The organism is Phenylobacterium sp., assembly GCF_041920015.1.
GTDB lineage: Bacteria > Pseudomonadota > Alphaproteobacteria > Caulobacterales > Caulobacteraceae > Phenylobacterium.
Window position 1 is genome coordinate 65,822 of sequence record NZ_JAYRST010000004.1, and the last position, 11,939, is coordinate 77,760.

At 68.6% G+C, this 11,939-nt stretch carries 11 protein-coding genes; 2 read left to right on the forward strand and 9 right to left on the reverse strand.

The genetic code is table 11. The annotated features are described in order from the left end of the window. Nucleotides 1-87: 87 nt before the first annotated feature. The 6 genes from ACE3TL_RS01995 to ACE3TL_RS02020 all read right to left on the reverse strand — a co-directional run bounded on the left by ACE3TL_RS01995 (nt 88) and on the right by ACE3TL_RS02020 (nt 6,630). Nucleotides 88-705 carry a DUF402 domain-containing protein gene (locus ACE3TL_RS01995; protein ID WP_374576971.1) on the reverse strand — a complete coding sequence of 206 codons (618 nt, stop codon included), beginning with the start codon at nt 703-705 and terminating at the stop codon, nt 88-90. A 42-nt stretch (nt 706-747) separates the two neighbouring features. Then, a complete protein-coding gene (recJ, locus tag ACE3TL_RS02000; protein ID WP_374576972.1) occupies nt 748-2,547 on the reverse strand; it encodes a single-stranded-DNA-specific exonuclease RecJ in 1,800 nt (599 codons plus the stop codon). 4 nt (nt 2,548-2,551) lie between these two features. Next, nucleotides 2,552-3,505, reverse strand: coding sequence for a class II fructose-bisphosphatase (glpX, locus tag ACE3TL_RS02005; protein ID WP_374576973.1), 954 nt, complete (start codon nt 3,503-3,505; stop codon nt 2,552-2,554). A 45-nt stretch (nt 3,506-3,550) separates the two neighbouring features. Next, nucleotides 3,551-4,840 (reverse strand): homoserine dehydrogenase, encoded by a 1,290-nt coding sequence (locus ACE3TL_RS02010; RefSeq protein ID WP_374576974.1) that lies wholly within the window; start codon nt 4,838-4,840, stop codon nt 3,551-3,553. Continuing rightward, nucleotides 4,837-6,057, reverse strand: a complete 1,221-nt coding sequence (locus ACE3TL_RS02015; RefSeq protein ID WP_374576975.1) for an LL-diaminopimelate aminotransferase — start codon at nt 6,055-6,057, stop codon at nt 4,837-4,839. Before ACE3TL_RS02015 ends, ACE3TL_RS02010 begins: the two co-directional genes overlap by 4 nt. Nucleotides 6,058-6,171: 114 nt before the next feature. Next, on the reverse strand, nt 6,172-6,630 hold the full coding sequence (locus ACE3TL_RS02020) for a hypothetical protein (RefSeq protein ID WP_374576977.1): 459 nt from the start codon (nt 6,628-6,630) through the stop codon (nt 6,172-6,174). Between the two features lie 93 nt (nt 6,631-6,723). Here ACE3TL_RS02020 and phaC point away from each other — a divergent pair, with 93 nt between their 5' ends. After that, a complete protein-coding gene (gene phaC / locus ACE3TL_RS02025) occupies nt 6,724-8,661 on the forward strand; it encodes a class I poly(R)-hydroxyalkanoic acid synthase (RefSeq protein WP_374576978.1) in 1,938 nt (645 codons plus the stop codon). Nucleotides 8,662-8,683: 22 nt separating this feature from the next. Further along, on the forward strand, nt 8,684-9,625 hold the full coding sequence (locus ACE3TL_RS02030; protein WP_374576979.1) for an alpha/beta fold hydrolase: 942 nt from the start codon (nt 8,684-8,686) through the stop codon (nt 9,623-9,625). A 14-nt stretch (nt 9,626-9,639) separates the two neighbouring features. On the opposite strand, the gene msrB is transcribed toward ACE3TL_RS02030, so the two are convergent. The 3 genes from msrB to argC all read right to left on the reverse strand — a co-directional run bounded on the left by msrB (nt 9,640) and on the right by argC (nt 11,677). Next, on the reverse strand, nt 9,640-10,122 hold the full coding sequence (gene msrB, locus ACE3TL_RS02035) for a peptide-methionine (R)-S-oxide reductase MsrB (RefSeq protein WP_374576980.1): 483 nt from the start codon (nt 10,120-10,122) through the stop codon (nt 9,640-9,642). A gap of 140 nt (nt 10,123-10,262) precedes the next feature. Next, nucleotides 10,263-10,682 carry an N-acetyltransferase family protein gene (locus tag ACE3TL_RS02040; protein WP_374576981.1) on the reverse strand — a complete coding sequence of 140 codons (420 nt, stop codon included), beginning with the start codon at nt 10,680-10,682 and terminating at the stop codon, nt 10,263-10,265. A 17-nt stretch (nt 10,683-10,699) separates the two neighbouring features. Beyond that, nucleotides 10,700-11,677, reverse strand: coding sequence for an N-acetyl-gamma-glutamyl-phosphate reductase (argC, locus tag ACE3TL_RS02045; RefSeq protein ID WP_374576982.1), 978 nt, complete (start codon nt 11,675-11,677; stop codon nt 10,700-10,702). Nucleotides 11,678-11,939: the final 262 nt, after the last annotated feature.

Consider the following 11,939-nt stretch of genomic DNA (forward strand, 5'->3'; position numbering starts at 1 on the left):
CGATTCCAGGGGGGCGCAAGCGCCTTGCACGAACCTTTTTGAGGACGCGGTTCAACCGGGCCGCAATTCTCTTTTCGGGCTTGGCTTTCAGGCTGGCGCGCGGCTCCAGTCGGCGGGCAGTTCGGGCATCGGCCAGTCGGGATCTGGGACGAAACGCGTCCATTCGTCGCCGAACGGCGGCAGGCCGGCCTTCGCCTTTTCGATCACCACCAGGCCTTCCTCGCGCAGTTCCTCGGCCTGCCGAGGCGTGATCCAGCCGAAGCGCTGGATGTGCGAGAAGTGATCTTCGTCCTTCCAGCGCCAGGTTCGATCCGGGCCGATCACGATATCCAGCGAGCGATCGAAGGTGACTACGCCGCCTCCCGCCCAGCGCGTGGGCTCCTGCAGGTCGACGTACCAGCAGAGGAACGCGCCATCGACGAAGAACAGGGTGGTCATGTGCTGCGCGCCGAGTTGGTGAAAGCGCAGGGCCGAGGTCGTGTGCCGACGCTGCGGCCTGATCCCGCCGAACGCGCCGGTTTCCCAGTCGATGCTGTTCCACTGCATGGCGCCGCCGAGCGGCGCAAAGGTGACCAGCCGGTCGCCGTGGTCCTCGACCACGATCACCGCCTCGCAGAACCGGACGACGCCGTCCTGGACGTGGCGGATCGGGATCACCTCGCCGCGCCGCCAGCGCCGCTCCCGGTTGTCCTGGAAAACCGTCATCGACGAAGGTTGCGGCGGCCGATCCACGAGCGTCAAGCGCGATCAGCCGACCCGGCGCGGGTCCGCCACATCCTCGATCTCGAGTTCCACGCTCTCGCGGCCCTGCCAGTCGTCGGGCTTTAGGCGGCCGGCGACGTGCAGGGCGCCGGCCCCGCCCAGCAGCGCCCGCCCAAGGTCAGTATCCTCCGCGCGCCAGGCCACCGCCTTCAGCCGCCCCCCGGAACCATCGGTCAGGGTCACGCGCACATGCCCTCCGCGCAGGGCCATGGGACGCTCCACACGCACGTTCGCCGTCGCGAACATCGGCTCGGGGTTTCCCGGCCCGAACGGAGCCAACCGCTGGAAGGCGCCGTATAGGCTGCGGTCCGCCCCGCCGGCGGTGACCAGGGCGTCGATGTCCAGCCCGTCCTCTGCGGCCGCGGCTTGCGTCTCTGCCGCCAGGCGCGTGTTCAGGAAGTCGCGCAGGTCGGGGATCATGTCGGGCCGCACCGAAAGGCCGGCGGCCATGGCGTGGCCGCCGCCAGCCAGCAGCAGGCCCTCCTCGAAGGCCGCCTGGACCGCCCGGCCCAGGTTCACGCCCGCCTGGGAACGGCCAGAGCCCTTGCCGACATTGGCCGCCCGGTCGACGCCGATCACCAGGGCCGGCTTGCGATAGCGTTCGCGCAACCGGCTGGCGACGATGCCGATCACGCCTGGGTGCCAGCCGTCGGCGGCGACCAGGACCAGCGGGGCCTCGGCCTGGTTGCTCTCGCGCTCGACGATGCGGACCGCCTCTTCGAGGATCTCCTTCTCGACCTCCTTGCGCGAGGCGTTGAGGGCGTCGAGCTCGGCCGCCAGCGCTATGGCCTCATCGGGATCGTCGGTCGAGAGCAGGCGCGCGCCCAGGTCGGAGCGACCGATCCGCCCGCCCGCGTTGATCCGCGGCCCGAGAATAAAGCCGGCATGGAAGACCCCGGCCGGGCCGGAGCCCTTGGCGACGTCCAGCAACGCCTTGAGGCCCGGATTGCGCCAGGCGGACATCACCTTCAGCCCCTGGGCGGTCAGGGCCCGGTTGAAGCCGACGAGTTGGGTCACGTCGCAGATCGCGCCCAGGGCCGCCAGGTCCAGCCACTGGCGCAGGTCCGGCTCGCCCCGCCCCTCGAACAGGCCCCTGCCCCGCGCCTCGCGATTGAGCGCGGCCAGCAGCACGAAGGCGACGCCGGCCGCGGCCAGCACGCCCTGGCCTGAGGGGCAGCCCGGCCGGTTCGGGTTCACCAGGGCGGCGACCTCCGGAATCTGGTCGCGCATCAGGTGGTGGTCGATGACGACGACCTCCAGCCCGATCTCCTTGGCGCAGGCTAGCGCCTCGTAAGCCGCTGCGCCGCAGTCCACCGTCACCACCAGCTCCACGCCGGAATCGCGAATCTTGCGGAAGGCGGCCGGCGACGGGCCATATCCCTCGGTCATCCGGTCGGGGACGTAGATCGGCAGTTCCTTACCCATGGCGCGGAACCAGCGGACGATCTGGGCGGCGCTGGAAGCCCCGTCCACATCGTAGTCGGCGAAGACCGTCATCGGACGGTCGGCCAGCAGGGCGTCGATCAGAACCTGGGCGGCCCGGTCCATGTCGAGAAAGCTCGACGGGTCGGGAAACAGCGCCTTCAGGGTCGGGTTCAGATAGGTCTCCCCGCCGTCGGCGGGGACCCCGCGCGAGGCCAGCGCCCGCGCCAGGGGCTCGGAGAGCCCCAGGGCGAGCTGATGCCTGCGGACCGTATCAGCGTCGGCCGGCCGCTCGCGCCAGGCGCGTCCGGTCAGCGAACGCGAGACGCCCAGATAGCCCGCAGCGGCCGAGCCGTCGGCCATGACCCTAGACCGGCCGCTTCATCCGCACTTCGCGCACCGTGCGGGTCGACGAGTTCATGACGAGCGTATGGGTGTGGACGAAGCCGTCCTCATAGGCCACGCCGTCCAGCAGCGCACCGTTGGTGACGCCGGTCGCCGCGAAGATCGCATCGGCGCGCACCATCTCGTGCAGGTCGTACTTCTTGTCGAGGTCGCTGATGCCCACCCGCGCCGCCCGCGCCTTTTCGTCGGCGTTGCGGAACACCAGGCGGCCCTGGAACTGGCCGCCGACGCACTTCAGGGCCGCGCAGGCCAGCACGCCCTCCGGCGCGCCGCCCTGGCCGATATAGAGATCGACGCCCGTGGTCGGATCAGAGGTGTTGATCACGCCGGCCACGTCGCCGTCGGTGATGAGATAGACACGCGCACCGACCGAACGGACCGAGGCGATGATCTCGGCGTGACGCGGCCGGTCCAGCACGCAGACCGTGATCTCTTCCGGCTCGACGCCCTTGGCTTCGGCCAGGGCGCGCACGTTGTCGGCCGGCGACTTGTCGAGGTCGATCACGCCGGCCGGATAGCCCGGCCCGCAGGCGATCTTGTCCATGTAGGTGTCTGGAGCGTTGAGCAGGGTGCCCTTGGGCGCCCAGGCCATCACCGCCAGGGCGTTGGCCATCGCCTTGGCCGTGAGGGTCGTGCCCTCCAGCGGATCGAGCGCGATGTCGATGGCCGGACCTTTGCCGCTGCCGACCTTCTCGCCGATATAGAGCATGGGCGCTTCGTCGCGCTCGCCCTCGCCGATGACGATCTCGCCGTCGACGGCCAGGTCGTTGAGCGCCGTGCGCATGGCGTCCACGGCCGCCTGGTCGGCGGCCTTCTCGTCGCCGCGGCCCACCAGCTTCCACGCGGCGATGGCGGCGATCTCCGTCACGCGGACCGCGTCGAGGACCAGCCCACGATCAAGAACTTCCGAACTCATCTGTCTCTCCCAGCGCCGTAGCGGGCGCGTATTATCGTTGGATTCTCAAATCCGTGCGATCCGCAACAGGCGCGGTCTTTCCAGCACGGACGGCAGGTCGGCGATACGGTCGATCGCGGTGGTCAGCACCGACTCCGCGACCGCATGGGTCGTCAGGACGATCGGCACGCCTTCGGCGTTCTCGACCGGCTTTTGCAGGAAGCTCTCGATCGACACGCCAGCTTCGGCCAGGGTCTCGGAGACCGCGGCGATCACGCCCGGCTCGTCCTTAACCAGGAAGCGCAGATAGGCGCGGCTGATGCTCTTGGCCGGGTCGACCGGTGTGAAGGGCTTGAGGCTGGCCGCCGCAGCTTGGAAGACCGGGCGCGTGGCGCGGGTCATCACGTCGGCGATGTCGGCGGCGACGGCGGCGGCCGTCGGGCTGGAACCCGCGCCCGGCCCCTGGACGAAGATCGTCCCGATCCGGACGCCCTCGATATAGAGCGCGTTGAGCGCCCCGCCGGCCTGGGCCAGCGGATGCTTCTGCGCGACCAGGGTCGGATGCACGCGCACGAGCACGCCCTCGTCGGAGCGGGTAGCCGAGGCGATGAGCTTGATCTTGTAGCCCAGGTCCTTGGCGAGCTGGATGTCCAGCAGGGCCACCTGGTCGATCCCCTCGATCTCGGCGGCCGCATAGTTGGGCGCGCAACCGAAGGCGAGCGCGGCGAGGATCGAGATCTTGTGCGCGGCGTCGAAACCGCCGACGTCCATGGTCGGGTCGGCTTCGGCGTAGCCCAGGCGCTGGGCTTCCGAGAGCACGTCCTCGAACGAGCGGCCGCCTGCATCCATTTCCGACAGGATGTAGTTGCAGGTGCCGTTGAGGATGCCGGCGACCGACTTGACGTCGTCGCCGACCATCGCCTCGCGCAGCATCTTCACCGCCGGCGTGCCGCCCATCACGGCCGCCTCGAACAGCAGCGGCGCGCCCTGGGCTTCCGCCAGCGCCGCCAGTTCGGCGCCGTGCTCGGCGATCAGCGCCTTGTTGGCGGTGACGACCGGCTTGCCGGCCCGCAAGGCCGCTTCGACCGCGGCCTTGGCCGGGCCGTCGGAACCGCCGATCAGCTCGACGAAGACGTCGATGTCCGGCGAACGGGCCAGCTCGACCGGATCGTCATACCAGGGCAGGTTCGAGATATCGAAGGGCCGCGGCCGCGAGCGCGAACGCGCCGAGACGGCGGTCACCACCGCTCGGGCCCCGGCGGGCGCGAAGTCCGGACGGTCCGACAGGAAATTCAGCAGGCCGCCGCCGACGGTTCCCAGGCCCGCGACGCCGACGCGCCACTCAGTCTTGCTCATTGCGCCGCCATGGTGTTGTGGGCCCGGCCGAGGATCTCGTCGGCGTTGGCCAGAAATTTCTTCACATTGCGCGCCGCCTGCCGGATGCGGTGCTCGTTCTCGACCAGGCCGATACGCACATAGCCTTCGCCGTATTCGCCGAACGCAACGCCGGGGGCGACCGCGACGCCCGCCTCCTCGATCAGCAGCTTGGCGAACAGCATCGAGCCCGCCTCCCTGAACTGCTCCGGCAGCGGCGCCCAGGCGAACATCGAGGCGGGCGGCGCAGGAATGTCCCAGCCGGCGCGCTTCATCGACGAGACCAGGGTGTCGCGGCGGCTCTTGTAGATCGCGCGGATCTCCTCGACGCAGTCCTGCGGCCCGTTCAGCGCGGCCGCCGCGGCGACCTGGATCGGGGTGTAGGCGCCGTAGTCGAGATAGGACTTCACCCGCGCCAGGGCCGCGCACATCCGCGCGTTGCCGACCACCATGCCAACGCGCCAGCCGGCCATGGCATAGGTCTTGGACAGCGAATTGACCTCGACCGCGATGTCCTTGGCCCCCTCGACCTGCAGGATCGACGGCGGCGGGTTGTCCTCGAAATAGATCTCCGAATAGGCGATGTCCGACAGCACCAGCATGTCGTGCTTCTTCGCCAGGGCGACCGCTTCCTTGTAGAAATCGAGGTCGACCCACTGGGCCGTCGGGTTGGACGGATAGGACAGGATCAGCACCGACGGCGGCGGGGCCGAGTGCTTCACCGCCCGGCTGACGCCGGCCAGATACTCCTCCGGCGAGGGCGCCGGCACGTGACGGATCACGCCGCCGGCCATGATGAAGCCGTAGGCGTGGATCGGATAGGCCGGGTTCGGGCAGATGATCACATCGCCCGGCGCGGTCAGCGCCTGGGCGAGGTTGGCGAAGCCTTCCTTCGAGCCGAGGGTCGCGATGACCTCGGTGTCCGGGTTCAGATCGACGCCGAAGCGCTTCTTGTAATAGCCCGCCATGGCCTTGCGCAGGCCCGGAATGCCTTTGGAGGCGGAATAGCGGCCCGCCTTGGGATCGCGAGCCGTCTCGATCATCTTGTCGACGATATGCTTGGGCGTCGGCATGTCGGGATTGCCCATGCCGAAGTCGATAATGTCGACGCCTTCGCTGCGGAGCCGCGCCTTGATACGGTTCACTTCCTCGAAAACGTAGGGCGGCAGACGGCGGATACGGTGGAATTCGGGGGTCATGTTGAGCTCTGGCCGCGACGCCGCGGCGATGTGGAGCTGAAGTCGCGCATGGATAGCCCCGGCGAAGAGGCCAGCCAAGCAGGTTCAGGGAGATTTATGCCTCCGCCAGCCGCATCACCGGGGCGGCGGAGGCGGGGTAGCTCGCTCCCGAAGCTCCCTGGCGAACGCCTCCGTGGCCGCTGCGCTCGAAGCGGCGCCGTCGAAGTCGGGGCCGGCCTCCGAACGCGCGCGTGCCACGAACCGGGACGTGTCGTTCAGCGTCCACGTGTTGGCGGCGGTCTCCTGCTCCAGCCTGGCGCCGGCCAGTTCGAGCTGATCTGCCGCCCTGCCCCAGTCGCCGGCCTTCCGGTCGGCAGCCGGGATCGGCGGAATCGAAGCGAAGGTCGGTTCCTCCCGCGCTTCGCGCACCATGCGCGCCACGTCCTGCGCCACCGGCGAGGCCGGATCGACCGACGCCTCGGCGAACGGACTGGCGCAACCGGCCAGCAGCGTGCTCAGGCAGACGCACGCCGCCGCGCCCCGGCTGAGGGGCCGGGCTGACAGTTTTACGAAAAATCGAAGCGGCGCGTTCATTTCTCCGCCGGTCTTATGCCATGATCGTCCCGGGCGGAAGAGCGTGAGCGCTCCGAAGCCCCAAGCAAGCCCAGGTACGGGAGGAAAACGGGCATGAGCGACCAGACTGAGGCGCCGGCCAAGGCCAAGGGTAAGAAGAAGAGCAAGGCGGAAAAGACCGAGAAGGCGGCCGCCAAGGTCGTCCAGGCCGCTCCGCCCGCCAAACCCGCTGCGCCGGAGCCGGCCGCCGAGCCGGCCCAGCCGATCGGCCAACTGAGCTCCGAGCAGCGCGACATGCTCGAAAAGCTGTCGTCGAATCTCGCGCGCGCCGCCCTGACCGCCCAAGGCGCCATCGCCGAGGCGGCCCTGCGCCAGGCCGAGCGGCCGGCCGGCTTGCAGACCGATCCCTTCCATGTGGCCCCGGCCCTGACCGACGTGATGGGGCGGCTGATGTCCCAGCCGGACCGGCTGGTCCGCGCCCAGGCCGATCTCTTCCAGCGCTATCTCGAGCTCTGGCAGACCGCCGCGCGCCGCGCCGGCGGCGAGGCGGTGGAGCCCGTCGTCTCGCCCGAGAGGGGCGACAAGCGCTTCAACGATCCCGACTGGGTCGAGAACCCGGTGTTCGATGTGATCAAGCAGTCCTACCTGCTGACCTCGAACTGGCTGAACGGCCTGGTGTCCGACGTCGAGGGGGTCGAGCCCCTGACCAAGCGCCGCGTCGAGTTCTTCATGAAGATGCTGACCGACGCCTTCGCCCCGTCGAACTTCCTGGCCTCCAACCCCGCCGCCCTGCGCGAAGCCATGGAGAGCCGCGGCGAATCCCTGGTCAGGGGCATGCAGAACTTCGCCGAGGACCTGGCGCGGGGCGGCGGTCAACTGGCCATCAGCCAGACCGACTACGAGATGTTCAAGATCGGCGAGAACGTCGCCACCGCGCCGGGCAAGGTGATCTTCCAGAACGAGATCCTGCAGCTCCTGCAGTTCGATCCCTCGACCGAGCAGGTGCACGAGATTCCGCTGCTGATCTTCCCGCCCTGGATCAACAAGTTCTACATCCTCGACCTGCGGGTCGAGAATTCGATGATCCGCTGGCTGACCTCCCAGGGCTTCACGGTCTTCGTCGCCTCCTGGGTCAATCCGGACGTCGAACTCGCCACCAAGACCTTCGAAGACTACATGCGCCAGGGCATCTACGAGGCGACCGAAGTCGCCATGGCCCAGGCCGGCGTCGACCGGGTCAACACCGTCGGCTACTGCATCGGCGGCACCTTGCTGGCCTCCACCCTGGCCCACATGGCCGCCCGCAACGATCAGCGGATCTCCTCGGCCACCTTCTTCGCGGCCCAGCAGGATTTCGCCGAGGCCGGCGACCTGCTGATCTTCACCAACGAGGACTGGCTGCAGGACCTCGAACAGCGGATGGACGCGGCCGGCGGCGTGCTCTCCGGCCAGGCCATGGCCGAGACCTTCAACGCCCTGCGCGCCAACGACCTGATCTGGTCGTTCTTCGTGAACAACTACCTGATGGGCAAGGAACCCAAGCCCTTCGATCTGCTGTTCTGGAACTCCGACCAGACCCGCATGCCCAAGGCGCTGCACCTGTTCTACCTACGCAAGTTCTATGGCGAGAACGCCCTGGCCAAGGGCGAACTGACGCTCGACAACGTCCGCCTGAATCTCAGCGACGTGAAGACGCCGGTCTATGTGCAGTCCTCCAAGGAAGACCACATCGCTCCGGCGAGGTCGGTCTATCGCGGCGCCAAACTCTTCGGAGGGCCCGTCACCTTCACCATGGCCGGCTCAGGCCATATCGCCGGGGTCATCAACGCCCCGGTGGCCAAGAAGTACCAGCACTGGACCAATTCCGACCTGCCGGCCACCCTCGAAGAATGGACCGCCGGGGCGGTGGAAACGCCGGGATCATGGTGGCCGCACTGGGCCGAATGGCTGCGGGCGAAGTCGGGCAAGCTGGTTCCTGCGCGCGATCCGGCCAAGGGCAAGTATCCGCCGATCGAGGATGCTCCCGGCTCCTATGTGAAGGTGAAGTCCTGAATCTGGCGGGCTCGGCCTCCGAATGCTGAAGGTCCTCGCCGGGGCGTTCGCCGCCCTGCTCGCCCTGTGGATCGGCGGGGGCCTAGCCCTCGTCGCCCTGGCCGGGCCGTTCGAGCCGAGCGGCCGGTTCGTGGACATCGGCGGGCGCAAGCTGCGGCTGGTCTGCGCGGGGCCGAAGTCCGACCAGCCGGTGATCTGGATGGAGGCCGGCGCCTGGGGCTTGGCGGCCGATTTCGCCGCCCTCCAGCAGCGCCTGGCCGAACGTGGGCTGCGCTCCTGCGCCTACGACCGCGCCGGCATGGGCTTTTCCGATGCCGGCCCCGGCCCTCGCGACAGCGCCGCTATCGTCGACGACCTGCACAGGCTTGTCACCACCTCGGGCGAGCGTGGGCCGTTCGTGTTCATGGGCCATTCCATGGCCGGCCAGCATGTCCGGCTCTATGCCGGCCGCCATCCCGACCAGATCGCCGGCCTGGTCCTGCTCGACGCCACCACCCCGGAAATGGCCGAGAGCCCGGCGGCCGAGGCCTTCCTTCGCCGTGTCCGCAACGTGGCCCGCATCACCGCCGTCGCCGGCACGCTCGGCCTGACCAAGGTCGCCTACTATAAGGGCGACCGGATCGGCCTGCCGCCGCAAGGCCGCGCCGAGAAGCGCCACGCCTTCGTGTCCGGCCGCCATGCGCGCACCGCCGCGGCCGAGGTGCTCGCCTGGCCCCAGGGCGCGGTCCAGGCCCAGACAGTCACCCTCGATCCCGCCTGGCCGGTCGCCGTCGTCACCGCCGGCGACTTGCGCCGCTTTCCCGGTTGGGATGAGGCCCGCCGCGCCCCCGAACGCCAGTCCAGGTCCGGCTATTACGAGAACGATCCGGCTGCGACGCACACCACCCTGCTCGGCCTCGCCCATTCGGACGCCGTCCTGCGCGGCGTCGATCACGTGCTGGCGGCGCTGGCTCGGGGGCGGTGACGGGGCTCGGCCGCCTATGCCGGCGCGAACCTCAACGCATCCCCGTTGTTGCAATAGCGCAGGCCGGTCGGACGGGGGCCATCGGGGAAGACATGCCCCTGATGGCCGAGGCACCGGGCGCAATGGTACTCGGTGCGCAGCACGCCGATCCGATAGTCGGTCTTCTTGCTCAGCGCGCCCTTGATGGCGGTGTAGAAGCTGGGCCAGCCGGTGCCGCTCTCGAACTTCCAGTCCGACTTGAACAGCGGCAGGCCGCAGCCCAGGCAGACATAGGTCCCGCGCCGCTTCTCCCTGTTCAGCGGGCTCGTGCCGGCCATCTCGGTGGCTTCCTTGCGCAGCACGTTGTAGCTCGCCACGTCCAGCCGCCGGCGCCAGTCGGCGTCGCTGAGCTTTCGCCAGGGCGAAGCGGCGTAGGGATCGGCGGCCGCCAGAGCCGCGCCGGGAAGCGCGACCAGGGCCGAACCGAGGAGGAAGGCGCGTCGGTCGATCTTACTCATGTGCAAGATACGATTCCTCCCGCGCCTTGGATGCAAGCCTGGAGCAAAATCCGATCTGACTGGATCGGATTTTGCTCAAGACTCTTTGAATTTAGAGCATTTTCTTCGCCGAACCGGCATCCACTTCGGCGGAAAATGCCCTAGCGGCCTGACCAGGCGTAGAGCGCGTCCGGCTCCTTTTCCTCGTTGTCCTCGCCGTCGGTCAGGCGAACCAGAGCGAACCCCCGCGCCTCGTAGAACGCCCGCGCCCGTGTATTGCGCTGGAAGGTCCAGAGTTGACGCGAGCTTCCATCCTCCATGGCCTTCCCGAGCAACAGTCCGCCCAGCCCGCGCCCCTGATGCTCCGGATCGATATAGAGGTGAGTGACCCAGCCCGGCTTGAAGGCGATGTAGCCGGCAATCGCACCCGCCTCTCCACCGACCCAGGTCTCGTTCTCGACCATCAGCCGTTCGCGGAAGAACCACAGGTCCTCCTCGGCGCTATGGAGTTCGGGAAGATAGGGCAGCGATACGCGCATGACGCGCCGATGCAGGCGGGCGATCTCGTCGGAATCGGCCAAGTCAGCCCGCCGCAGGATCACAGCCCCTCGCCCTCGGCCAGGCCGAGCATGATGTTCAGGTTCTGAACCGCCGCGCCCGAGGCGCCCTTGCCCAGATTGTCGAGCTGGGCGACCAGCCGCGCCTGGCCGCGCTCGGCGTTCCCGAACACGAAGAGCCGCATACGGTTTCCGCCGTTCAGCGCCTCGGGATCGAGGGAGGCGTTGTAGCCCCCCGCCCCGGCTCGAGCCTTCTGCAACTCGGCGCATTCCTCGGCCGAGGCGACCTCGACGAAGGTTTCGCCCTGATAGGCCGCCGCCAGGGCCGCGCGCAGGTCCTCCGGCGCAGGCTTGCCGGGCACGGCCCAGAGCTGCAGCGGAACCTCGACGATCATGCCCTGGGCGTAGCGCCCGACCGCAGGCGCGAACACCGGCGGGTGGTCGAACCCGCCATAGACCTGCATCTCGCCCAGGTGCTTGTGCTGCAAGGTGAGGCCATAGGTGCGGAAAGCGTCGTTGGTCCCCTCGGTGGCTGGCGCCTCGAACTCGGCGATCAGGCCCTTGCCGCCGCCGGAATAACCGGAGATCGCATTGACGGTGACCGGGAAGTCGCGCGGCAGCAGGCCCGCGGCCGTCAGCGGCCGCACCAGGCCGATGAAGCCGGTCGGATAGCAGCCCGGATTGCTGACCCTGTTCGAACCGGCGATGGCGGCGCGCTGGGCCTTGTCCATCTCGGCGAAGCCGTAGGTCCAGCCCGGCGCGGTCCGGAATGCGGTCGAGGCGTCGATCACCTTGACGGTGTTGGAGGTGACCATGCCCACCGCTTCCTTCGCCGCCTCGTCGGGCAGGCAGAGGATCACCGCGTCCACGCCGTTCAACAGCTCTGAGCGGGCGTCGACGTCCTTGCGGCGCGCCGGATCGATGGACACCACGTCCAGGTCTCGGCGCCCTTCCAGCCGCTGCCGGATCTGCAGGCCGGTGGTGCCGGCTTCGCCGTCGATGAAGACTGTATGGGCCATGGACTGAACTCCCTCCGCTAGCCCCTGTCCCGGTTGGTTTGGATCAAGCCAACCGGGATGAGCAGGGTCGGTTCTCTGAGTTTAGAGCCCTTATTGTCCACTCTCGATGCTCCATCGTGAGTGGGAAGGGCTCCAGGCGGATCGGACAAAAAGAAAGGGCGCCTCGGTTGCCCGAAGCGCCCTTCCCAAACGCGAGTGCTCGCGCGCGGTTAGCGCTTCGAGAACTGGAAGCTGCGGCGGGCCTTGGCCTTGCCGTACTTCT